The 23,066-nt window shown below is 70.8% G+C and carries 21 protein-coding genes and 1 pseudogene; 15 read left to right on the top strand and 7 right to left on the bottom strand.

The window, feature by feature from the left end:
• Positions 1-210, bottom strand: a pseudogene (locus KRR26_RS06485) (DUF481 domain-containing protein); the annotation flags it as partial.
• A gap of 160 nt (positions 211-370) precedes the next feature.
• On the opposite strand from KRR26_RS06485, the gene KRR26_RS06490 reads away from it, so the two are divergent.
• Genes KRR26_RS06490 through KRR26_RS06505 form a run of 4 tightly spaced genes read left to right on the top strand, consistent with a single transcriptional unit; the run spans position 371 to position 3,854 of the window.
• Complete coding sequence (locus KRR26_RS06490) at positions 371-1,330, top strand: GNAT family N-acetyltransferase (protein WP_120203227.1); 960 nt, start codon at positions 371-373, stop codon at positions 1,328-1,330.
• A gap of 19 nt (positions 1,331-1,349) precedes the next feature.
• The gene (locus KRR26_RS06495; RefSeq protein WP_120203229.1) at positions 1,350-2,495 is read left to right on the top strand and encodes a hypothetical protein; all 1,146 of its coding nucleotides are present in this window, start codon (positions 1,350-1,352) and stop codon (positions 2,493-2,495) included.
• Between the two features lie 7 nt (positions 2,496-2,502).
• Complete coding sequence (locus KRR26_RS06500) at positions 2,503-2,808, top strand: YkgJ family cysteine cluster protein (RefSeq protein WP_120203231.1); 306 nt, start codon at positions 2,503-2,505, stop codon at positions 2,806-2,808.
• Between the two features lie 59 nt (positions 2,809-2,867).
• Positions 2,868-3,854: a hydrolase gene (locus KRR26_RS06505; RefSeq protein ID WP_217079378.1), complete on the top strand. Its 987-nt coding sequence runs from the start codon at positions 2,868-2,870 to the stop codon at positions 3,852-3,854.
• A 6-nt stretch (positions 3,855-3,860) separates the two neighbouring features.
• Here the strand turns inward: KRR26_RS06505 and KRR26_RS06510 are convergent, their stop codons facing one another.
• Entirely contained in the window at positions 3,861-4,469 is a 609-nt protein-coding gene (locus tag KRR26_RS06510) for a hypothetical protein (protein WP_120203235.1), read from the bottom strand.
• 581 nt (positions 4,470-5,050) lie between these two features.
• On the opposite strand from KRR26_RS06510, the gene KRR26_RS06515 reads away from it, so the two are divergent.
• Both KRR26_RS06515 and KRR26_RS06520 read left to right on the top strand, forming a co-directional pair.
• Entirely contained in the window at positions 5,051-5,839 is a 789-nt protein-coding gene (locus KRR26_RS06515) for a hypothetical protein (RefSeq protein WP_217079379.1), read from the top strand.
• Complete coding sequence (locus tag KRR26_RS06520) at positions 5,836-6,450, top strand: outer membrane protein (protein WP_120203238.1); 615 nt, start codon at positions 5,836-5,838, stop codon at positions 6,448-6,450. Before KRR26_RS06515 ends, KRR26_RS06520 begins: the two co-directional genes overlap by 4 nt.
• A gap of 6 nt (positions 6,451-6,456) precedes the next feature.
• Here KRR26_RS06520 and KRR26_RS06525 read toward each other — a convergent pair whose 3' ends face one another.
• Together KRR26_RS06525 and KRR26_RS06530 are read right to left on the bottom strand one after the other, a co-directional pair.
• Positions 6,457-6,861 (bottom strand): response regulator, encoded by a 405-nt coding sequence (locus tag KRR26_RS06525; RefSeq protein ID WP_233576686.1) that lies wholly within the window; start codon positions 6,859-6,861, stop codon positions 6,457-6,459.
• Between the two features lies 1 nt (position 6,862).
• Positions 6,863-7,312 carry a DMT family transporter gene (locus KRR26_RS06530; protein WP_120203241.1) on the bottom strand — a complete coding sequence of 150 codons (450 nt, stop codon included), beginning with the start codon at positions 7,310-7,312 and terminating at the stop codon, positions 6,863-6,865.
• Positions 7,313-7,413: 101 nt separating this feature from the next.
• Between KRR26_RS06530 and KRR26_RS06535 the strand changes: the two genes are divergently transcribed.
• Positions 7,414-8,817 (top strand): DEAD/DEAH box helicase, encoded by a 1,404-nt coding sequence (locus KRR26_RS06535; protein ID WP_217079380.1) that lies wholly within the window; start codon positions 7,414-7,416, stop codon positions 8,815-8,817.
• The gene (locus tag KRR26_RS06540; RefSeq protein ID WP_217079381.1) at positions 8,811-10,022 is read left to right on the top strand and encodes a DUF790 family protein; all 1,212 of its coding nucleotides are present in this window, start codon (positions 8,811-8,813) and stop codon (positions 10,020-10,022) included. Before KRR26_RS06535 ends, KRR26_RS06540 begins: the two co-directional genes overlap by 7 nt.
• A gap of 9 nt (positions 10,023-10,031) precedes the next feature.
• Here KRR26_RS06540 and KRR26_RS06545 read toward each other — a convergent pair whose 3' ends face one another.
• A complete protein-coding gene (locus KRR26_RS06545; RefSeq protein ID WP_120203247.1) occupies positions 10,032-10,397 on the bottom strand; it encodes a helix-turn-helix transcriptional regulator in 366 nt (121 codons plus the stop codon).
• 124 nt (positions 10,398-10,521) lie between these two features.
• Here KRR26_RS06545 and KRR26_RS06550 point away from each other — a divergent pair, with 124 nt between their 5' ends.
• From KRR26_RS06550 to KRR26_RS06560, 3 genes are all read left to right on the top strand, one after another.
• The gene (locus tag KRR26_RS06550; RefSeq protein WP_236068369.1) at positions 10,522-10,908 is read left to right on the top strand and encodes a response regulator; all 387 of its coding nucleotides are present in this window, start codon (positions 10,522-10,524) and stop codon (positions 10,906-10,908) included.
• A gap of 87 nt (positions 10,909-10,995) precedes the next feature.
• The gene (locus KRR26_RS06555) at positions 10,996-11,829 is read left to right on the top strand and encodes a metallophosphoesterase family protein (RefSeq protein ID WP_217079383.1); all 834 of its coding nucleotides are present in this window, start codon (positions 10,996-10,998) and stop codon (positions 11,827-11,829) included.
• Positions 11,830-11,877: 48 nt separating this feature from the next.
• A complete protein-coding gene (locus tag KRR26_RS06560) occupies positions 11,878-13,200 on the top strand; it encodes a DUF418 domain-containing protein (protein ID WP_120203252.1) in 1,323 nt (440 codons plus the stop codon).
• A gap of 86 nt (positions 13,201-13,286) precedes the next feature.
• On the opposite strand, the gene KRR26_RS06565 is transcribed toward KRR26_RS06560, so the two are convergent.
• Positions 13,287-15,524: a M4 family metallopeptidase gene (locus tag KRR26_RS06565; RefSeq protein ID WP_120203253.1), complete on the bottom strand. Its 2,238-nt coding sequence runs from the start codon at positions 15,522-15,524 to the stop codon at positions 13,287-13,289.
• A gap of 293 nt (positions 15,525-15,817) precedes the next feature.
• On the opposite strand from KRR26_RS06565, the gene KRR26_RS06570 reads away from it, so the two are divergent.
• From KRR26_RS06570 to KRR26_RS06585, 4 genes are all read left to right on the top strand, one after another.
• Positions 15,818-16,789: an NADPH:quinone oxidoreductase family protein gene (locus KRR26_RS06570; protein ID WP_120203255.1), complete on the top strand. Its 972-nt coding sequence runs from the start codon at positions 15,818-15,820 to the stop codon at positions 16,787-16,789.
• A gap of 22 nt (positions 16,790-16,811) precedes the next feature.
• Complete coding sequence (locus KRR26_RS06575; RefSeq protein WP_217079384.1) at positions 16,812-18,008, top strand: DNA glycosylase AlkZ-like family protein; 1,197 nt, start codon at positions 16,812-16,814, stop codon at positions 18,006-18,008.
• A 434-nt stretch (positions 18,009-18,442) separates the two neighbouring features.
• Positions 18,443-21,442 carry a non-ribosomal peptide synthetase gene (locus KRR26_RS06580; RefSeq protein WP_217079385.1) on the top strand — a complete coding sequence of 1,000 codons (3,000 nt, stop codon included), beginning with the start codon at positions 18,443-18,445 and terminating at the stop codon, positions 21,440-21,442.
• A gap of 37 nt (positions 21,443-21,479) precedes the next feature.
• Positions 21,480-21,902, top strand: coding sequence for a hypothetical protein (locus tag KRR26_RS06585; RefSeq protein WP_217079386.1), 423 nt, complete (start codon positions 21,480-21,482; stop codon positions 21,900-21,902).
• Positions 21,903-21,915: 13 nt separating this feature from the next.
• Here the strand turns inward: KRR26_RS06585 and KRR26_RS06590 are convergent, their stop codons facing one another.
• Positions 21,916-22,992, bottom strand: coding sequence for a trigger factor (locus KRR26_RS06590; RefSeq protein ID WP_328707067.1), 1,077 nt, complete (start codon positions 22,990-22,992; stop codon positions 21,916-21,918).
• Positions 22,993-23,066 lie beyond the last annotated feature (74 nt).

Below are 23,066 nucleotides of genomic sequence, written 5' to 3' on the forward strand. Positions count from 1 at the left end.
GGCGGAACGCTCGGCGGCGGCGGCGGCGCGCTCGGCGGCGACCGCGGCGCGCTCGGCGGCCGAGGCATCCGCGCTCGGGGCCGTCGCGGGGGCGGTGGCCTGCGCCACGACGGCGCGCGTGGGCTTGTCCTCGCGCGCGGGCTCCTTCGGCGCGGGAGCGGGGGTTTGAGCCTGTAACGACGTGGCGAGCAGCAGTGCGGCGGAAAGCATGACGACTCCGTGAAGGCAGTGAGTGGTGGGAGGGCTGGCGAGCGCAAGCCCCCTCGCCCGAGGGGTCTTTCTTAGCGCAATGCCGCCAGCATCGGCCCCCTCCTTTTGCGGACCGCGCGAGCTGCTGCGCCCCGGCAAGTCCACGGGTACCCTGGGCCCCATGCACCTGGTCCTCGCCACCGCTGCGCAGAAGGCACAGCGCGACGCCGTCACCCACGCCGCCTGGGGCTCACCGCTCACCGTGGCGCAGTTCCAGGGGCGCGAGCTGCGGCTGCGCTCCCATCCGTGGTGCCGCGCGGGCATGAAGACCTGGCTGTGGGTGGGGGACGACGGCGCCGTGCTCAGCTCGTGCGAGTCCTTCTCCAATCACAGCCATCTGCGCGCCCCGGACGGCACCCGCGAGGCCGGTGAGAGCTTCTCCATCGCGAGTGTCTATACAGAGCCCCACCTGCGCGGCCATGGCCACGCCACGCGGATGATGGACGCGGTGGCCCAGGAGCTCGGGCGCCTGTCTCCGCGCGCGCACGCCGCGGTCCTCTTCTCCGACGTGGGCGCCCCGCTCTACCGCCGCTCCGGTTACGTGGAATCGGCCGCCTGGGATTGGACGGCGCCGTCGGAGGGCGCGCCGCCTGGACGCGCGGAGCGGCTCGGCGAGCACGACGTGGCCTCGGCGCTGGCGCGGCTGCGCGTCCCGGATGCGCCCCTCGTGCTCTGGCCCAGCGCCGCGCAGCTCGACTGGCATCTGGAGCGCGAGCGCATCTACGCGGAGCTGCTCGAGCGGCCTCGCCCCCAGGCGTGTGGCGCGGTGGTGGGCGACTCCACGGCGCTGTGGTGCATGATGGCCCGCTATGGCGAGTTGGTACTGTTGATGCTCGACGCGCGCTCGCCCGCCGACGCCGAGGCGCTGCTCACAGAGGCTCGCCGCGTGGCGCAGGGGGCTCGACTGCCGCGCGTGGTGGTGTGGGAGGAGCCGGGCACCGCCGAGGTGCTCGCCGCCGTGGCGGGCCGGGTGGGTCTCACCCGCGCGGCCCGGGATGGCGCGCTGCCCATGACGCGGCCCTTGCACGCTCGGCTTCCCGTCGTGGAACCCGTTCCCTTCTCGCGCGCCCTCTGGGTGTAACGGCGGATAGGATGCGCGCATGGCCAAGCGGACCCGCATCATCGAGGGCACCTGGAACTGCACGTCCTGCGATGCGAAGAAGATTCTCGCGCGTCACAAGCGCTGCCCCTCTTGCAAGAACCCTCGCGAGCTGACGGGCAAGGAGTCCGAGTTCGACTTCGGCGAGGTGGACCACGCCTCCGGGAAGTTCCTGCGCGAGGGCGTCACGGACGAGAAGGCCCTGGACCTGGCGGGCGCGGGAGCAGACTGGTTCTGCTCCTTCTGCGAGGCCTCCAACCGCGGGGACGGCAAGCAGTGCACGCACTGCGGCGCCGAGCGCGACTCGGACGCCAAGGAGGCCCACGCCGACCCCGACGAGGACGAGGATGAGAAGCCGTCCGAGAAAGCCCCGGCGCCTCGGCGCTTCAGCCGCAAGACGATGTTCCTCCTCGTCGGGGCCCTGTTCTCGTGCTGCTTCGGCTCGTGCCTGTTCTCGCAGTGGGCGCGCGCGACGCACGAGGAAGACGCCGAGGTGGCTCGGAGCACCTGGCGGCAGGTCATCATCCGCGAGCGCTTCACGCCCATCACGCAAGAGGACTGGCAGGGCAACCTGCGCCTCACGGCCGCGGTGATGCCCGTCAATGGCGCGGGCGAAGTGCCGGGCGTCGCGGACATCCGCGCCTGCACGCGCAAGCAGCGCTCGACCCGCCGGGTCGCCGACGGCACCGAGCGCGTGTGCTCATCCAGGACGCGCCGGGTCGCGTGTGGCACGGAGGAGAAGTGCTCCCGCCGGAGCAAGGGCAATGGCTTCTCCGAAGAGGTCTGCCACGACGTGACGAAGTATTGCAGCGAGAGCTACCAGGACTGCCGCGACGAGACGCGCTACCGCACCGAGCCTGTCATGGACATCTCGTGCACCTATGACACGCATGAGTGGCAGCAGGTGGAGCGCACCGAGGCGACGGGCTCGACCGAGGAGCCGCGCTGGCCCGCCGTGGCGCAAGGCCCGCTGGAGCGGCTGCGCCGCGAGGGCACGTACGGCATCACGCTGCGCTATGCGCAAGGCAAGAAGGAGTACGAGCTCACGCCGAAGACCGAGACGGAGTACCTCCAGTGGCGCAAGGCCCCTGGGGCGCGTGTCACGGTGACGAACATGGGCAAGGCGCTGAGCGCGGTGCCTCGCTGAGGGATTCATGGAATGCACCCGCTGTGGCGCCTGCTGCGTGGCGCCGGACATCGCCGCGTTGGACAAGCCGCTGGGGCTGCGCTGCCCGCACCTGACGGAGGACAACCTCTGCTCCGTCTATGAGCGGCGCCCCCAGGTGTGCCGCAGCTACGAAGCGGACGAGGTGTGCCGGCGCATCGAGGCCCCCACGCTGGAGGAGCGCGTGCGCAAGTACCTGGACCTGTTCGGGCTCGCGGCGGAGGCTGAGGCCGTGAGCCAAGGCGGCTGTGGCTCCATGCGCGCGGCGCGGAAGCTTCGCCCAGGCGACGCCTGAGTGAACGCGGGCGCCCTGCTCGCTTGTGCCCCGCGGGCGCGGGCGCTATCTGACGCGAGGTGAGCTTCGAGCCGACCGAGCCCTTCGTCCCCGCGTCCGGATTGAGCAACACGCACGCACAGACCATCTACGCGTCCCTCGTGCGCCCCACCCACGTGCCGCCCCTGCGGCGCGAGCGACGTGAGTTGCCCGACGGGGACTTCGTGGACCTGGACACCTTCGATGGGGCTCGCGGCGCGCCCCACGTGGTGGTGCTGCACGGGCTGGAGGGGTCGTCCCGCGCCGGCTACGTCACCGAGGTGCTGCGCGGCGCCGCGAAGCGCGGCTGGGGCGCCACCGCGCTCAACTTCCGCTCGTGCAGCGGCGAGCCCAACCGGCTGGCGCGCTCGTACCACTCCGGTGAGATTGGGGATGCGCTGACCATCCTCCAAGACGCGCGCACACGGGCCACGGGGCCGCTGCTCGCGGTGGCCTTCTCGCTGGGCGCCAACGTGCTGTGCCGCCTGCTCGAGGAGACGGGGAATGACGCTCCGGTGGACGCGGCCACGGCCATCAGCGCGCCGTACGACCTGGACGCGTGCTGCCGCAAGCTCGATGGCGGTGGGGCCTTCCACCTGCTCTATCGCCAGCGGTTCCTCAACACGCTGAAGGACAAGGCCCGCGACAAGCTGCGGCGCTTCCCGGGCGCCTTCGACGGCCGCGCCATGGAGGCCGCGCGCACCATCCGCGCGTTCGATGACGCCGTGACCTCGGTGCTGCACGGCTTCCGCGACGCGGCCCACTATTACGCCGAGGCCTCGTCGGGCCCTCGGCTGAACGCCATCCGCCGGCCCACGCTGCTGCTCAGCGCCGCGGATGACCCCATGCTCGAGGCCCCCGTGATTCCGCTTCAGGCGCGGGACAACCCGCACTTGAGCGTGGCGCTGACGCCGACGGGAGGCCACGTGGGCTTCGTCGGTGGCAGCCCGTGGCGCCCTCGCTTCTGGGCGGAGTCCCAGGCGTTCGCGTTCTTCGAGTCCCAGCTCGGACTCGCGGCCTCCGCATAGTCGCGCTCAGAAGAAGAAGAGCGCGAAGCCCAGCTTGGCCGAGGGCCGCAGCTCGAAGAGGCCCCAGGGCTTCTCCTCGGCGGGAGACACCGCGTGGCGGAAGGGTTCGTCGAGTCCCGCGAGTCCTCGGGCTTGCAGTTGCACGCAACTGACGCCGCCTCGCACGAAGAACGTGAGCCGGCGAGAGGCGTGCAGTTCGAAGCCCACGAGCGCGCTGGCGTACGTGTAGCCCACGCCCTCCATGGACGATGAGGGCGGCTGGGTTCGGTCCTCCAATCGCCGCGACAACGCTTGCGCATCGGCGGGCTGTGCGTGCCCGGCCTCCAGCGTCAGCGAGGGTGACACGTTGCCTCGCAATGGGAGCAGCGTGAGGCCCGCGCGGGCCGCGCCTCGCAGGCCGTTGTGCGCGGCCCCGAGATGAAGCTGCAGATGTGGCGAGGGGCGGAACGCCACCGAGAAACCAGCGCCTCCCGGCATGCCCGCGTCCAACATCAATCCGAATGGCGACAACCGCTCCGGGTCCTGCGGAGAGCGCCCGGGCTCTCGATTCTGCGCCTGCACTCCTTGTCCCGCGAGGACCATCACCACCGTGGCGAGCACGGACACCGGCCCCATGAGCCCATCCCCCGTCCCTGGCGTCACGCAAAGCGCGACGCGCCCCCTCCCCCATCCTCGAGGACGAACCGGATGCCCAGGACCACCGCCATCCGAGCCCGGCGCCGTTCCCCGCCCGCGCTACCGCATCGCGACCGCCCATCCCCTGACCAGCGAGCCCCTCCCCCTCCGCCCCTGCGCCGCCCTGCCCCACCCGACCTCACTGCTCCCGCCCCGCCACTGTCCGCAACGCCCCTTGTACGGCCTCTCGGCGCGCAGCGGCGCGGCTCATCCCCGCCGCCATCCAGCCCGCTCACCTTTGCGGCGCTCCGCGAGGCGGCTCATGCGCGCCGCCACCCGCGCTGCTCGCCTGTCCTTCGCGGTTTGAAGCTGCGCTGCCTGCCCTCGCTCCTGATGGCCGTCCCGCCTATCCTCGCTCCTAGCAGCCGCCATGCCGTTCTCCGTGGATGAGAAGGACACCTCTTTCCAAGTGGTTGCAGTGTCCTGCGGCGCGTCCTGTGCCCCACTTCCTGAGCGTCCGGAAAAAAGTCCTGCCCCTCCAAGTGACCGACCTAACGTCTGGCGCGTCCGTTGAGGGGAGGATGGAGAGAACCGTGCGCCTGCTCGCGACCGTCGCCGTGCTGCTCCTGGCCGCATGCTCGCGGTCCATGGAAGGTCCCCAGCCCACGCTGCGGGGCGTCACCAATCCCTTGCAACGCGCCGAGACGCCCGCGCGAGTCTGCAACGCCCAAGGCGGACCGCAGGGCTGGCCCCTGGAGTTGATCGGGACGCGCTTCATGCCCGTGCCTCGCGACGCGCTCACCGACACGCCCACCGTCGAGCTGCCCGAGGTCACCCTGCGCGGGCCCCTCGTCGTCACGCTGGACGACACGCGGATCCACCTCGACAGCCCCGAGCTCTTGCGCGTGGACATTCCCACCCGAGACTCGTCCCCCGCGCAGGAGCTGCCCCCCGGACTCTACGCAGTGGACGTGACGAACCCACTGGGCGGCGCCGCCTCTCTCGACGGAGCGCTGCGCGTGGTGCTGCCTCCCACGGTGACTCGCGTGACCGCGCCCCAAGGCTTCACGCGCGCCGCGGGCGGACCGCTCGTCATCGAGGGCACGGACTTCCAGCCTGGCGCCCCACCCACCGTGGTCCTTCGCCGCCCAGGCGCGCCCGACGTACCCCTCGCCGTCTCGGGAGCCCCCTCGGCCACGCTCCTCGACGCGCAGGTTCCTCCGGGCGCCCCGGAGGGCGTTCATGATCTCGTCGTCACCCGCGCGGAGGGATGCAGCGTCACCCTGGCCCGAGCCGTCGACGTCGCCTATGCGCGCGTGGGGCCGCTCGACAGCAGCGCCCTGCCGCCCGAGTCCGGGGCGGCCCCATGAGTGCGCTGGGCTGGTTGCTCGTCGCGGCGCTCGCGGCCTCTCCACGGACTCCGAAACGCGCTCCTGAAGAGGGCGCGTCGAGCTTCGTCTTCCTCGCGCCCAAGGTGGGCTTCTTCAAGTCCACCACGCGGCTGTCGGGAGATCTCTTCATGGGCCTGGAGGTGGGCTACCTCCTGCCCGTGCTTCAGCGCCGGCTCGCGCTGGTCGCGGAGGTCAACTACCACCGGCCCCAGCACACCGGCACGCTGGACGACGCGCGGCTCTCCGAGTCGAGCGACCGCCGCTACACGCTGGCCGAGCGCGAAGTGGGATTGCTCGTGTCCGCCATCTTCCGCTTCGATGACGCGTGGGGCCCCATCACGCCGTATGCGGGCGCGGGCCCCGGGCTGTACCTGCACCGCGCCACGGTGGAGGTCCTCGGCGAGACGGCCTCCGAGAGCGGCGGACGCTGGGGCTTCCAGGTCCTCGGCGGCGCGGAGATGCGCGTGGGCCCGGGCGGCCTCTTCGTGGAGACCCAGTACCACCTCGCACCGCTGCGCTTCCTCACCACCGGCGAGGTGAACGTCGGCGGCTTCCTCGCGGCCAGCCTGGGCTACCGCGTGCGCCTGTGAGGTCCTTCAGGCCTTCCCCACGGGCGGCTTCAACGCCCCGAGGAGCGCGTGGGCGCACACGTCGCTGACCGCGCGCTTGAGCGCCACGAGCATCTGGTGCAGGGCCTCGGCGGAGTCGCCGGGCGCGTCGACGACACGCTCCTCCCGGCCGTCGAAGACACGCAGGCGTCCGGGAATCAGCGCGATGACAGGCAACGTCGGATGCCGCTTGCGCAGCAGCCCGATGAACAGCGAGGGGTCCTCATCCGGACGACGCAAATCCACCACGACGAGCGCGGGGCGCTGGGCCGTGATGGCCGTGAGCGCCTCATCCACGTCACCCGTCGCGCGGACGGTCAGGTGGGTGTCCGCGAGGATGCGGCCCAACAGCTCGCGCGAGGCCGTGTGGCCACTGACGATGAGCAGGTTCACGTCAGCCCTTCCAGACCGCGATGGCGGCCCCAGCGAAGGCCACCACCGAGCCGACGATGCGCGCGGCGGTAGCGGGACGGTTCTCCACGAGCGCATCCCAGACGAGCCCGGCCACGAGCTGCGCGGCGATGAGCAGCAGCACGGACTGCACCGCGCCCAGGCGGCTGATGGCCAGCGGCATGCCCGCGACGATGACGACGCCGCACAGCCCCGGCAACACGTGCCACGGGGTGAGACTCCCGAAGCGCGTGAGCACCGAGCCGCCCCCTGGCAGCACTCCCGGAGCCCAGCGCAGCAGCGCGTACACCGAGAAAGTGGCCACGAGCGCGACCGTCATGTTGAGCAGGGCCGCGCTCCACAGGCCCCACTGGCCCGCGAACCGACGATTGAGACCGCCCTGCGTCACCACGGCGAGGCCGCAGAGCAGGGGGACAAGCGGTATCCAACGCATGCCCGGCTGCTATCGCGAACCGCACCGCCGCCGCAAGACGGCCCGCGTCCCCGGGAACGGTGGCGGCCCGGGAGACAACCGGATACTTCCCCCCTGTCCCCATGACTCCCGCCTCCGCCGGGCCCCCGCCCACCGAGCTCCACTTCGACTGCGGCACCCTGGTGGCCCCGACGCTGCCGGAGGACTCGCGCCTGCGGACCCTCTTCCAGAGCGACCCGCGCACGGGGGTCCAGCGCGCCCCCGCCTGGCACTACCGCGAGGTGGTGCTGCGGCTGCGCGAGCGAGGCCTGCCCTACGAAGACAAGGCGCGCCGCTTCGAGCCGCTGGCGCTGTCCCTGGCCACGCCCATCACCCCCTTCCCCCATCAGCGCGCGGCGCTCGACGCCTGGACGAAGGCGGGCGGCCGGGGCCTGGTGGAGCTGCCCACGGGCGCGGGCAAGACGCTGCTCGCGGTCCTGGCCATCGCCTGGGCGAAGCGGCCCACCTTGGTGGTCGTGCCCACGCTGGACCTGATGGCGCAGTGGCAGAGCGTGCTGGCGCGGCACTTCGCGGTGCCCGTGGGCATGGTTGGCGGAGGCGTGACGGACCGACAGGCCTTGACGGTGACGACGTACGACTCGGCGGCGCTCCAGATGGAGTTCACCGGCAATCGCTACGGCCTGCTCGTCTGCGATGAGTGCCACCACCTGCCCGCGCCCCGCTACCGCTTCATCGCCGAGGCCGCCCTGGCGCCGTTCCGCCTGGGCCTCACCGCCACGCTGGCCCGCGCCGACGGCGGCGAGCGCGTCTGCGAGGAGCTGCTCGGGCCCTTGGTGCACCACACCGGCATCCACGAGCTGCAGGGCGAGTACCTGGCGCCCTACGAGGTGCGGCGCATCGAGGTGGAGCTGACGCCGGAGGAGAAGGCGCGCCACGACGAGGCCCGCGCGCGCTACCTGGCGTTCGTGCGGAAGCTGAGCGTGCCCTTGGCCTCACCGGATGGCTGGGCGCGCTTCCTCGCGCAGAGCCAACGCAGCGACGAAGGGCGCGCGGCCTACCAGGGCTACCGCGAGCAGCGCCGCATCGCGCTCACCTCCAGCGGCAAGCTGCACGCGCTGTGGCGCATCCTGGTGGAGCACCGCGAGGACCGCGTGCTCGTCTTCACCGACGACAACGAGACGGTCTACACGCTGGCGCACCGGCTGCTGTTGCCCGCGCTCACGCACCAGACCCCCATCCCCGAGCGCAAGGCGCTCCTGGCCGCCTTCGCCCAGGGCGAGCTGCCCGTGCTGCTCACCTCCCGCGTGCTCAACGAGGGCGTGGACGTGCCCGAGGCGCGCGTGGGCGTGGTGCTCAGCGGCAGCGGCAGCGTGCGAGAACACGTGCAGCGCCTGGGGCGCATCTTGCGCAAGCAGCCCGGGAAGCGCGCCCTCTTGTACGAAGTGTGCACCGCGCAGACGGCGGAGAGCGGCATCAGCGAGCGCCGCCGCCAGCACAGCGCCTACCAGGAGGGCGGCGAGTGCTGACGCGCGAGCTCTTGAACTCCCGCGTGCGGGACGGCGTGCTGCGCCCCACCTTCGTGAAGCGCGACGACGCGGCGCTGCTCGCGCTGGCCACGGAGCTGCTCGCGGACATCGAGGCCGCGAAGGGCCATCCTCGCGACGAGGTCGAGGAGGCCCTGGCGCTGAAGGCCGGCGCCTTCGCGCGCCCCAAGGTGGCGCGGGGCCTGGTGAAGCTGCTGCTCGACCGCGTCGTCTTCGACGAAGCCGAGGCCGGTGTCGCCGAGACGCGCTGGAGCCACCTGCGCACCGCGGTCCAGGTGCTGCGCGCGCTGCCACCCGACGCGACGCTGGAGACCTACGACGCCCGACTGGAGTCCGCGCTGGGCACGCCGCTCGGCGCCGTGCGCGAGGCGCTCTACGTGGACCTCCCCGGCAGCCGCGCGCTCCTGGGCTGGGATGGCGAGCGGCTGTCCGCGCAGGACCTGGTGGACCGCTACAACCTCGCGCTCGCGCAGGGCCCGCTGATGGGCGCGCGCCGCCTCACCTTGCGCGCGTTCGCGCCGGAGCTGCTGCGGGTGCGCAAGCTCCTGCGCTGGCTGAAGTTCTGCCGGCTGGTGGCCGAGGTGCGGCGCGTGGGCGACGACTGGACCCTGGAGGTCGAGGGCCCCGGCGCCATGCTGGCGCTCCAGAAGAAGTACGGCCTGCAGCTCGCGAGCTTCCTGTCCGTGGTGCCCGTGCTGGCGCACTGGGAGCTGAGCGCCGTGGTGGATGACGGGCGACGGCGCGCCACGCTCGCGCTGAGCAACAAGGATCCGCTGCGCTCGCCGCTGCCCGCCGCGCTGGGCCACGTGCCGCCCGAGGTGGCGTCGCTGGCGTCGGGCTTCGAGGACGCGGACTGGGAGCTGGACCTCACGCCGCTGCCGCGGCACATGGGCGCCGCGGGACTCTGCGTGCCGGACCTCACGCTCCGACACCGCGTGAGCGGTCGCGAGGTCGCGCTGGAGCTGTTCCATGCGTGGCACGCGGCTCCGCTCGACCGACGGCTGGCGGAGCTGCGCTCGCGTCCGGACGCGGGGCTCCTGCTCGGCGTGGATCGCGCGTTGGCGCGCGATGAGGGGCGGAAGGAGACGCTCGAGGCCCACCCCCAGGTGCTGCTGTTCAACGGCTTCCCCTCGGCGAGGAAGCTGCGCGAGCGGCTCGCCCTGCTGGAGCCCGCGCGCAGAACGTGAGGGGTGTGCTCAGCCCTTCGGTTTGAACTGCGAGGCGAGCACGCTGAGGATGCGGATGGAGCCTCGGTCCAACTGCTTCGCGCGGCGCAAGAGCCGGCGCAGCTCGGCGGACTCCCCGGAGTCGGACGGGGGCTCGGCGGCCCACTTCACGTCCTGCGACGGCTTGAGGCCCAGCGCCTCGTCCGCGGAGATGGACAGCACCACGCACAGCCGGCGGAAGGTCTGGATGCTCGGGAGCATGTGGCCACGCTCCAGTCGCCCGTAGACTTCGCTCGCGATTCCGATGCGCTCCGCGACATCCGCCTGGGTCAGGTTCAGGCGGCTCCGAGCGCTACGCGCTGCTCCTCCAAGTCGGGTTGCGAGGGTCTTTTCCATGGTCGTTAACCTACCGGGTTCGCCCATGTCGATATGACTTGAGAGGTTGGCATCCAAGAACTTCCGGGGTAGTCTTGAAGCGGTCCAACCCCTTGCGTTACGCCGTCCGAACCCACCCTCGCGCATGGCCTCGCACGACCCCAATCGCCCTCGGTTTCTCTTCGTCGAAGCGGATCCACGCGCGCTCGCGGCGCTGCGCCGACTGGCGCGCGAGCTGCCCGGACCCCAGCTCTTCGCGGACTGCGCGCGGCAGGCGTGCGCCCTCGTGAAGGAGCGGGAGCCCCGGGTGGTGGTGAGCGGCTACGGCCTGCCGGATGGCGACGGGCTGGCGCTGCTGGAGTGCGTGCGCGCCAGGGACCCACGCACCGCCTGCGCCCTGCACACCGCGCAGCCGCCCGCGCGCCTGCGGGAGTCGCGGGGCATTGCCTGGATGGATCGCGCCGCGCCGCCCCGACAAGTGCTCGCGCTGCTGGACGCCCTGGCCGCAGATGTGCCCAACGGCTCGACGTGACACGTCATCCCTGACCCAGGGACGCAACAGGTGCGCCACGGCGCCATGCCGGTGAGCGAGGTGCGCGTTAAGGTGCGAGTTCGCGCCATGAAGCTCTACGCCATCAGCGACCTGCACTTGCGTCACGCCGACAACCGCGCGGCCCTGGAAGCACTGGCCCCGCATCCGGAGGACTGGCTCATCGTCGCGGGTGACGTGGGCGAGACGCTCGCGGACATGGACACCATGCTGCGCACCCTCACCCCGCGCTTCGCGAAGCTCGTGTGGGTGCCCGGCAACCATGAGCTGTGGAGCATGCCCACGGAGAAGCCCGCGCTGCGCGGCGAGGCCCGCTACCTCCGGCTGGTGGACTTGTGCCACCAACACGGCGCGCTCACGCCCGAGGACCCCTACCCGCGCTGGCCCGGCGAGGGGCCGCACCGCATCCTCGTCCCCATGTTCCTGGGCTACGACTACACGTTCCGCCCGGAGCACGTCCCCCCGGACAAGGCGCTGGAGTGGGCCTGGGAGGAGGACCTGATGTGCACCGACGAGGTGCTCTTGCATCCGGACCCCTACCCGAGCCGGCAGGCCTGGTGCGCGGCGCGCGTGGAGCAGACCCGCGCCCGGCTGGAGCGCCTGCCCCCGGACGCCACCACCATCCTCATCAACCACTACCCGCTGCGCTACGAGCACGTGCGGCTGCCCCGCATCCCCCGCTTCTCCATCTGGTGCGGCACGCGCCTCACCGAGGACTGGCACACCCGCTACCGCGCCGAGGCCGTCGTCAGCGGCCACCTGCACATGCCCGCCACCCTGTGGCGCGACGGCGTGCGCTTCGAGGAGGTGTCGCTCGGCTACCCCATGCAGTGGCGCCACCGCGGCGAGGTGGACCGGATTCTGCGCGAAGTCCTCCCCGGCCCCACATCCCCTGCCAGGTAGTGGACCTGGGAGGTTGACGACCGGCATGGGCGGGCATCTGCTGCCGCCATGCCCGATTCCCCTTCTCTCCCCGCTGACCCGCCTCGCGCGAAAACCGAGGCCGGCCCAGTAGACACGTCCGAGCGCCTCACGCTCCTGGACGCCCTGCGCGGCTTCGCGCTGTGCGGCGTCTTCGTCTCCAACTGCTTCGGCTGGTTCAGCGGCCGCGCGCTCCTGTCCCGGGAGCAGGCGCTGGCGCTGGCGGCGCCGCTCCAGGAGACCGTGGTTGCCTCGCTCTACCAGTTCTTCGTGAACCAGAAGTTCGTCACCATCTTCTCGTTCCTCTTCGGACTCGGGTTCTCCATCCAGCTCGCCCGGGCGGAGTCGCGCGGCACCTCGCTGGTGCCCCTGTATGCGCGGCGCCTGTCGGTGCTGCTGGCCATGGGCCTGGTGCACCTGTTCGGCCTGTGGATGGGAGACGTGCTCTCCACCTACGCGGTGGTGGGCTTCGTGCTGCTGCTGTTCCGCCAGCGCTCGAACAAGACGGTGCTCACCTGGGCCCTGGTGCTGATGGTGTTGATGACGCTGGTGGTGCCGCTCGCGCAGCGCTTCATCCCCATCCTGACCCTGGGCGCACAAGCCGCGCTGGAGGCGTCCCGGGCCGCGCAGGTGAAGGACGCCGCGCATCGCGCCGGCTTCCTGGCGGAGCTGGCCAGCGACTCCTTCCGCGTCACGCAGGCCGCGAACGCGCGCTTCGCGGCGAGCAACTTCCTGGGCCCGGTGCGGCTCGTGTGGATGGGCGTGGTGCTGGCCAACTTCCTGTTCGGACTCCTGGCGGGGCGCCTGCGCTTGATGCAGGACGTGGCGGCGCACCGCGGCCTGCACCTGAAGCTCTTGCGCTGGGGGCTGGTGGTGGGCGGGGTGTGCAACGGCGCGACCGTGACGCTGATGCGCCTGCGCTCCCTGGGCGTCATCGACCCGGACGTGGCGCGCTGGACGTCCCTCACGCCCTTCATGATGGAAGCGGGCTTCCTGGGGTTCGCGGCGGCGTACGTGGCCAGCTTCGCGTTGTTGTTCGAGCGTGAGACGTGGCGCCGAATCCTCGGCGTGCTGGCGCCCGTGGGCCGCATGGCGCTCACCAACTACCTGATGCAGACGGTGATGGGGCTCGTCCTCTACGATGGATGGGGCCTGGGGTTGGTCGGGAAGACGCCGCCGGCCCTGTGCGTGGCGCTCGCGCTGGGCGGCTTCGCGCTGCAGGTGCCGTTCAGCCACCTGTGGCTCCAGCACTTCCGCTTCGGCCCGGCCGAGTGGCTGTGGCGCTCGCTCACGTACGGGCGCATGCAGCCCATGCGCGTGAAGGCGCCCGCCGAGGTGAGCGTGGCAACCTGACCCCGGACGAACGAAGCCCCGGGCGCCGCGAGGAAGCGGACACCCGGGGCTCCGCGGCGCGACTCACGCCGCGCCGTGACAGCGGACTACTTCACCTTGTACGAGGCACCCAGGACCGTCTTGATGTAACCGTTGACGGTGGTGTCCTTCAGGCTCTTCGCGCCGAAGACCTGGATGTAGTAGCGGCCGGCGGGCGCGTCCTTCAGGACGACGCGCTCAGTGGCGCTCTCGCTGACGCTGCGGCCGTCGTACGAGCTCTGGTTCGGGGCCGAGCCGCGCTGCACGTACAGGTCGGCGTTGCCCTCGCCCTCGCCCAGGACCACGGACAGGGTGTTGGTGCCGGAGCCCGTCTTGAACTCGGGCATCTCGATGACGAACACCTGCGACGAGCCCGGCAGACCTTCCAGGTTCTCGATGCGCGTCTCGTTGCCGATGTTGATGTAGCCACCCTTCCAGGTCACGGTCAGCGTGGTGCCGGAGTAGGCGGTGAAGCCCACCAGCATCACGTACCACTCACCCTGCGCCGGGGCCGCGAACGCGCAGGTCTCGTTGTTGCCGGCCTTGTACGGGCGGCAGTCGTAGGAGGACGTGGTCGGAGGCGTCCCGGCGCGGACGTAGAGGTCCGCGTCACCCGTGCCACCGGACAGCGTGAAGGTCAGGTCCGTGGCGCCCTCGGGCAGCGTGACGGAGAAGTACTGCTTCGCGCCGCGCGCACCGGACAGGTCCGGCACCGGGACGTTCTTCTGCAGCACGACGTGCTCGGGAATCTCGACGGGCAGACCCACGCCCACGGCCTTCCAGGCGTTGCCGGCGTCCGTGGCGTCGTAGCCAAGCTGCGTGGCCGCCTGCTCCGCGGCCGTCTTCGCGTTGGCGAAGGTGGAGTTGGGCAGCAGCAGGTCCACGTTCATCTTGTAGAAGATGCGCGCGGCCTTCTCGAAGCCCTGGCCCACGACGACCTGCGCGGACTTGTTGCGCGGGTGCGTGCCACCCTGCGACGTCAGGTAGAACGCCAGGTTGGAGATACCCGAGCTGTAGTGCACGTCGACGCTGTCGTCGTAGTCGGCGAACCAGTCGAGTGAGTCCCCGTCCTGCGTGGGGTTGTTCATGTAGCGCAGGCCGTCACCCGGGATGGACGGGGTCCAGACGTCGTCGCCGACGATCCAGGTGTTCGCGTCAACCACCTTGCCCTTGCTGTACCACTCGCAGACCGCGCCGAAGATGTCGGACATGGACTCGTTGAGGCCGCCCGACTCGTTGTCGTACACGAGGTCCGACTCGGAGCTGGTCACGGCGTGGGTCAGCTCGTGCGCCGTCACGTCCAGCGAGTTGGCCAGGTTCGACGCGTTCACGCCGTCGCCGTCGCCGTACACCATCTGCACGTCATTCCAGTAGGCGTTGACGTAGTTGGTGCTGTAGTGGACCGAGCTGATGAGCGCGGCGCCCGCGTTGTCGTACGAATCGCGGCCGAACAGGCTGTTGTAGCAGTTGTAGACGGTGCCGAGGTGGCCGTAGTTGTTGTTGACCACGGGGTCCGCGACCTCGGGCTGACCCTCGGAGCGCGCCAGCGTGCCGGGCAGGCTGGTGCCGTGCTTCAGGTCATACACGCGGCGCACGAGCGCCGAGTGGATGTGCGGGATGCGCTCGATGACGTCGCCGTTGAGGGCGTTGACGAGCACGGAGTCGTCGACCGGGGTCTTGTCCTCGAGCTCGCCCTTGACGCGAACCTCATAGACGAGGAGCAGCCGGTCGCCGTCACGCCAGTAGACGAGCTTCGCGTCGTCCGCCTTGGCGTCGCGAGGCGAGCTGCGATCCAGCGTGGCCGCCGACACCGCGGCCTCGGCCGCGATGGTGGCCTTCTCCGGCGCGGCCAGGTCGCCACGCGCGTTGGTGTTGGCCGCGAAGACCTTGCCGTTGCGCGCGTGCAGCCGCACCTCGGCGCCCTTCACCTCGGTGCCGTTCTTGCGGACGCCGTAGCGGAAGTGCGTGTCCCCATCGAAGCCGACATAGGCCTTCTTCAGGTACAGGTCGTTCGTGTCCAGGTGGAACACGGGCGCGACGTTCGCCAGGGTCGCGGTCAGCTGGGAGGCCTGGAGGGACTTGATGGACTCGGCGGTCGCCGGCGCCGTGCCCAGGTCACCCGTGATGAAGCTGGGAACCGCGTCCTTGTCGGCGGCCACCACAGTCTGGCCTCCGGCGAGGAGAGCGGCGGAGGCCTTCTGCTCCTTGGCCTCCTGGTTCGCTGCAGGGGTGCTGTCAGTGCAAGCACCCGCCATCATGGACAGCGCGATGAAACCGAGCGCGCTGCGAACTCGCTTCTCGACCATTTAATCCTCCTAAGTGGAAAGATTAGGAAGAAGAGTGTCACAAGAGAGCCGCAGTTTTCAAGTCTATGCGAGATTTCTGCTGTTTGCCTAATTATCATGATTTGATAGGGCAATCCAACTATCTGACTTAATTGGTTATTTCACACTTTAAGGACCTCTCCAGTCTGTAACTTCAAAGAGGACTCCTTGGAGTGTCAGAAGTGAAGCAGCGTGGCCGGACGCGGGTCTGGGGGGTCCGGCATGGCTTCCGGCGGCGGCGGGGGTGGGCTAGGCACGAGTGCTGGAGGAGACACATGCGCGCACTACAACTGCAGCGGCTGGAGGGGCCGGACGGGCTGGCGGTGGTGAACATTCCGGAGCCCGAGGCGGGGGACGGAGTGCTCATTGATGTGGTGGCCGCGGGCGCGAGCTTCCCGGATCTGCTCCTGACGCGGGGCCTGTACCAGATGCAGCCGCCGCTGCCGTTCGTGCCGGGGGTGGAGGTGGCGGGCGTGGTGCGCAGCGCGCCGGCGGGGGCCTCGGTGCGCCCGGGGGACCGGGTGATGGCGTTCACCTTCACGCTGGGCGGCTTCGCGGAGGTGGTGGCGGTGGCCCCCGAGATGACGTTCCGCATCCCCGAGCGCTGGAGCTTCGAGGCGGCGGCGGGGGTGGTGATGAACTACCACACCGCGCACTTCGCGCTGCACCGGCGTGGGCGCTTGAAGGCAGGCGAGGTGGTGGTGGTGCACGGCGCCGCGGGCGGAGTGGGCACCGCCGCGGTCCAGGTGGCGCGAGGCGCGGGCGCCAAGGTGCTGGCGGTGGTGAGCGACGAGCGCAAGGCGGAGGTGGCCCAGCGCGCGGGCGCGCACGAGTCGCTGTTGTCCACCGGGGATTGGATCTCCCGCGTGCGCGAACTGACGGATGGCCGGGGCGCGGACGTGGTGCTGGACCCGGTGGGCGGGGACATCTTCGACAAGAGCCTCAAGTGCCTGGCGCCCGAGGGCCGCCTGCTGGTCGTGGGCTTCGCCAGCGGGCGCATCCCCGAGGTGACAACCAACCGGCTGCTCTTGCGCAACATCGACGTGGTGGGCGTGGCCTGGGGCGCGTTCCTCCTCCAGGACCCGGGCCTCACGGCGCGCATCGCGGGCGAATTGGAGTCCCTGGCCGCGCGCGGCATCCTGGAGCCCCTGGTGGGACAGGTGTACCCGCTGGAGGAGGGCGCCCAGGCCCTGCGCGACCTGGAGGCGCGGCGCGCCACGGGAAAGCTGGTGCTGCGCATCCGTTGAGGGTGAGACAGACTTCTGTCTCATGCCTCGCGCCGTCGCCGCCCCCCTTCCCCCGCCTTCCCCCCTCACCCCCGAGGAGGCCCGGCGCTACCTGGTGGGGCACCTGGGTCTGGCCCGGCCCGCCTACCCCGCTGGGGCGAGGGGCGTGCGGGCGCTGCTCCAGGGGCTGCGGTGCATCCAGCTGGATCCGCTCGATGTCATTGGCACCAACGCGGACCTGGTCGCGCTCGCGCGCGTGGACGGCATCGCCCGGGGTGACGTGTACCGACACCTGCTGCCAGGACACGCCTTCGAGCACTTCGCCAAGGAGCGCTGCCTGCTACCCGGCAGCGCCTTCCCGTACTACCGCGAGCGCACGGCCCTGGCCCCGTGGCGACAGGCCGAGCGGCTCCGGCGCGTGCCCGAGGCCGTGCTCCACGCGGTGCTGGAGGAAGTGCGCGCCCGCGGCCCCGCGAGCGCCGAGGACCTGACCGACCACGGCCGCGTGGATCCGCTGGACTGGAGTGGTTGGAAGGGAACGGGCCGCGCCACCACCATGGCGCTCGAGGTGCTGTGGGCGCGCTGCCAGGTCGTGGTGTGTGGCCGAGGCTCCTCCGGCAAGGTCTACGACATACCGGGCCGCGCGCTGCCGCGAGTGGCCGAGGCGAAGCCCGCCGAGACCTTCGAGCGCTGGGCCGTGCGCGAGCGCGTGGAGGCCGCGGGGCTGCTGTGCCGCGTGGCCGGGCCGCACTGGTCCGTGCTCTCCGACATCCGCACCTCGGCGCTGCCGGATGAGCTGGTGCGCGAGGGTGAGCTGGAGGAGGTCGTGCTCCCGGGCTCACCGCGGCGCTTCCTCGCGCCGCGTGGCTTCCGCCAGCGCGAGGCCACCGCGCCGGATGACCGCATGAGAATCCTGGGGCCGTTGGATCCACTGCTGTGGGACCGCACGCTGGTGCGACTCGCGTTCGGGTTCGACTACGTGTGGGAGGTGTACAAGCCCGCCGAGCAGCGCCAATGGGGCTGGTACGTGTGTCCGCTGCTGTATCGCGGCGAGTTGGTGGGGCGCATCGAAGCGCGCGTGCGCGAGGACACGCTCCACGTGGAGAAGCTGTGGCGCGAGCCGAACGCCGTGCTCGATGACGCGGCGCTCGACGAGGCACTCGCGCGACACGCGAGCGCCTGCGGTGCCGAGCGCGTGCGGCGTCCGCGCTCCCGCAGCACGGCGCGGCGCGCGAGCTGACCTCGCGCTCGCGGACTGGAAGCCCGTCTCCACCGCCTGTCGGGGAGACATGCGGGCGCCCCCTGGTGCGCCGCGGCACGCGACACACGAGCCCTCGCACGACCTTCCGGACACATGCGCGATGAAACACGTGCGCGCGCTCCACCACATCCCTATCGGAAAAACACAGAACGACCGCAGTGCCGCGGCGTCGGAGGGACCTGTTGCTTCAAATACATACTCACACTGAAACGAAAACAAGAAAACCATGGATTAACTAGCGGGTGGTGAAACGCCCAGGGGTGGAGTGAGACACCCAATTCCGGGCGAGGGGTCTCTCCAACGCCTCTCATGCGTCGCATGGGCTGACGGTCCGCCGATTGATTCATGCCTGCCATCTACTGGACAGTCATTGGCCCGGCCTCTCCCCAGCGCCTGGAATAGGAAATCCCATCATGCCCTCACCGCTCGTCCTGCGGCTTCCCGAGACTTCGCAGGTTGTTTTTGGACACACGGTGCTGAATCAGCCGGAGTTGTTGCGGCGCGCGACGCTCATCGCCGAGCGGCTGCGCACGGACTTCGGAGTCGTGGCGGGAGACCGGGTGGGGTTGATGACCGTCCCCGGGCCAGACGTGGTGCCCGCCCTGCTGGGCATCTGGATGGCGGGGGCGGCCTACGTGCCGCTCGACCCCTTCCTCCCGGATGAGCGATTGCTGCGCATCGTGCGAGACGCGGGCCTGCGAGGCATTGTCACGCAGCGCGAGCACCGCATCACCCTGGGCCTGCTCGAGAGCTGGCTGGGCGGGGCCCTGCCCTCGTTCGCGGTGGACGCGGAGGAGGAGTTCTCCCAAGCGCCCGCCCGCGCGCCCTCCGCGGACCTGGAGGTGCCGCCCGAGCGGCCGGCCTATCTCATCTACACGTCTGGCAGCACGGGTGAGCCCAAGGGCGTGGTCTGCACCTTCCAGGGCGTGCACAACCTCATCCAGGCCGCGCGCCCCATCATGGCGCTGGGCTCCGCGACCCGTCATCTCCAGTTCGCGAGCATCAACTTTGACGCCTCGGTCTGGGAGCTGTTCCCCACCCTCTTCTGGGGTGGCACCGTGGTGCAGGGCAGCCGCGAGGAGCTGTTGCCTGGCCGCCGGCTGGCGCATGCACTGCATCACCATCGGGTGACCCACGTGTGCTTGCCGCCCTCGGTGCTGGGACAGCTCGGGCCGTTCGTGGACGCGCTGCCGGACCTCACCGACGTCATCATGGCCGGCGAGCGCTGCCCGCCTCCCTTGGCGGATCGCTGGCATGTCTCGGGGCGCCGCGTCTTCAACGCCTATGGCCCCACCGAGACCACGGTGTGCGCGACGATGTATCGCGTGCGCGGAGACGAGGCACCGGTCCCCATCGGGACCCCGCTGCCGGGGGTGCGCCTGCGCGTCATGCACGCCGGGGGCGAGGAGGCCCGCCCGGGACAGACGGGTGAGCTGTGGATTGGAGGCGCGGGCGTCGCCGCGGGCTACCGCAACCAGCCGGACAAGACGCGCGAGGCCTTCCCGCGCGATGCGGCCGGGGACGTCTGGTACCGGACGGGAGACGAGGTGGTGTACCGAGACGACGGCGAGCTCGTCTTCCTCGGGCGGCTGGACCACCAGGTGAAGCTGCGCGGATTCCGCATCGAGCTGGAGGCCATCGAGCAAGCGCTGTACGCCTTCCCCGGCGTCGCGCAGGCGGCGGTGAAGGTGTTCGAGGAGACGGACGCCCAAGGGCAGGTCTCCGGAGAGCTGGTCGCCTACTACGCCGTCCATGAAGGAGCCGCCGTCTCGCGCGACGCGCTGCGCGCGCAGGTTTCCGCGGTGCTGCCGGACTACATGGTGCCGCACCACTTCCAGTCGCTGCCGCGGCTGCCATTGATGCCCAACCTGGGCAAGGTGGACCGCCAGGCGCTGCCGCCCCCTCGGGACTGGAAGCGCGCCGACGCGGCCCGCCCTCCCAGCACCGCCAGCACCCCCATGGAACGGCTGTGCCGCGTGTTCGAGCAGACGCTCCGCGCGGCGCCGGGCACCTTCACCGAGTCCACCCACTTCTTCCATGCCGGCGGGGACTCGCTGGGCGTGGCCCGCGTGCTGGCGCGCGTGGAGGAGGAGTTCGGCGTCTCGCTTCCCTCTCGACAGCTCTACTCCCACCCCACGCCCGCCGCGCTGTTGCCCTTCTGCGCCACGGATGGCGGCGCGCTCCCCCAGCCAGACTCCGTGCGCGACACGCTGCTGGCGGACGCGGCCTCCGTGCCGTCGCTCCGGCTGAACGCCCGGGGGACTCAGGATGCGCGCCCACCGCGCGCGGTGCTGCTCACCGGGGCCACGGGGTTCCTGGGCATCCACCTGCTCGCGGCGCTGGCCTCGCGCGTGGAGCGCGTCTACTGCCTGGTGCGTGCCCGGGACACCGCCGAGGCCCAGGCCCGCGTGCGCGCCACGGCGGCCCGCTACGCCGTCACCCTGCCCTGGAGCGAGGACCGCATCCGCGCGGTGCCGGGCGACATCACCCGCGAGTCGCTGGGCATGGAGCCGCTGCTGCATGACACGCTGGCGCGCGCGTGCGACGCGGTGGTGCACGCGGCGGCGAACATCAGCTACATCCTGCCGTACGCCGACGCGGGCCGGCCCAACGTCGCGGGCACCCAGAACGTGCTCGCCTTCACCGCCTACGGCCGGCTCAAGGCGCTGCATCACGTGTCCTCGCTCAGCGTGTACGGCGCGCTGGGCACCCTCAAGGACCGGCAGGTGGTGCCCGAGGACTTCGACCTCGACGAATCCCTGGACCTGATGCGCTACGAGAACGGCTACACCCGCGCCAAGTGGGTCGCGGAGCGGCTCGTCACGGCCGCGCGCGCGGCGGGGATGCCCGTGAGCATCTACCGCCCTGGCTTCATCGAGGGCCACAGCCGCACGGGCATCGGCAACGCGGATGACCTCTTGTGCCGGCTCCTGGTGGGCAACATCCAGATGGGCATCTACCCGGACTTCCCGCAGAAGTACTGGCTGCCCGTGCCGGTGGACTACGTGGCGACGGCCATGGCGCACCTCGTGGTCAACCAGCCACCGGGTGGCAACTACAACCTGGTGGCCGAACGCAGCCAGGAGCCCTCGCACAACGAAATCTTCGAGAGGCTCGGGGGCAAGGGGCATCCGCTGTTCCGCGTGCAGCCGCACGTGTGGCTGCGAGAGCTCACGCGGTTGGGACCGGACAACGCGCTGTTCCCCTTGGTGGGGTTCATGCGCGAGAAGGTCTACCACGGCACGCGAACGCTGCTGGAGCTGCACTACCGCTCCCCCATCGCCGACACGACGAACACGCGCGCGGCGCTCGCGGGCAGTGGCATCCAGTGCCCGGACATCGACGAGGCCCTGCTGCGCCGCTACCGCACGCACCTGCTCCAGCGACACCGCCACGCCGTCCGCGCGGCCTGAGGCAGACGGGGCCGCGTCGTATTAGAAGGCACTCCGCATGTCGTCCACCGCCCCCCGCCGTCGTGAGCCGCACGCGCCACCCCGCTCCTGGTGGCGGCAGGTGCTGGACTTCCTGGAGCTGTCCAGCCCCGAGGGACAGAAAGGCCTCGCCCTCGTGGTGGGCCTGCTCGTCGTCGGATTCGGGCCGCTGGTGCTGCTCGCGGTCCTGGACGTGAGTGGCCCTTTGCGCAAGCTGCTGGTCGCGCTGGGGCCCGTGTCCATCTGTCTGGGATTCGCGGGCCTCGTCCTGGTGTGTGGCTACCGGTATGGCGAGGCGCTCAAGTGGTCGCGCCGCCAGACGTGGGGACTCGCCGCGATGTTCGTGGGCCTGGGCCTGCTGGGTGGCCTGGGGCTCTGGTTCAGCGAGAGCTCGCCGGAGCACGGCCAGCGCCCGTCCTCGGTCGGGGACGAGCGCCCGTGAGCACCTGGAGCGGTCAGCCCTGCTCCGCGCCCTCGAAGACGACCTTCGCCTGGTTCATGACGTGCTCGACCGCGAGCAGGTACCAGCCCATCTCGGTGAGGCGCCTGGTCGTCTCCGGCGTCTCACGCAGGGCGGCGTGCACGTCCGCCGCGGTGAGCCCGAAGGGCTCCGTGGAGTCGCGGATCAACTGCTCCAGCTTCTCCGCCGTGAGCTGTAGCTTCGCGGCTTCGGTGACGGCCTTCAGCACGAGGCCAATGTGCAATCCGCGCTCGGCGTCCGCGCGCGTGGTCGGGTCGGTGAGCCAGCCGCGGAGCGCCTCTTGCTGCTCCTCGACGTCGAACTGGTACGCGACCATGGCCTGACCCTCGGCATGGACCCAACGGCGGCGGAGCTCCTCATCCACCAACGTCGGTGACAGCTCCACCGGAGCGCGCCGGGCCACCTCGTCCAGCACCAGGTCCTGGGCCTGCACCCACAGCTGCGCCGCGAGCGCGTCCTCCATCTCCTCACGCAGCTGGCTCATCACTTCATCCAGGGTGCCGCCCATGCCGAGCTTCGAGAGGAACTCGGGCGAGGTCTCCGGCAGCATCGTCACCTGGTGCGCGCCGAGGATGTCCACGAGGAAGCGCGCGGGCTTCCCCTGGAGCGACTCCACCGGATAGTCGTCCGGCAGCACGAGGGCGATCTGCATGGACTCGCCCACCTTGCCCCCTTCCGCGACGCCCTCGCAGAACCCAGGCAGCGCCTCGATGGGCGCCAGCTCCGTCCGCATTCCGAAGCGCGCGCTGAACGGGATGAGCGTCCCATCGCAGTAGCCCACGATGTTGAGCTGCACGTCGTCGCCCAGCTCCAGCGACTCGCCGGCCTGACGCTCGCGCGTGGTGGCCACGGCCCGGCGCTTCTCGTGGAAGTTGCGCAGGAGGTCTTCCTCGGTCAGGTCCTCCGGAGTGGGGACGCGCACGGAGAGCCCGTCCAGGGACGGGGCCTTCACGTGGGGGAGCTTGAGGGCCTCGGCGGAAGCGCTGCTCACCACCGGGCTCATCTTGAGCAGGCGCTCGACACCCCGACCTGATGATTGCTTGCTGCTCACGGATGCTCCCGGGAGATAGGCGTGCCAGCGCCCGCGCCAATGGGGAACAAAGCGACGGCTCGGCATGGACCCAA

The organism is Citreicoccus inhibens (assembly GCF_019039035.1).
Lineage (GTDB): Bacteria > Myxococcota > Myxococcia > Myxococcales > Myxococcaceae > Citreicoccus > Citreicoccus inhibens.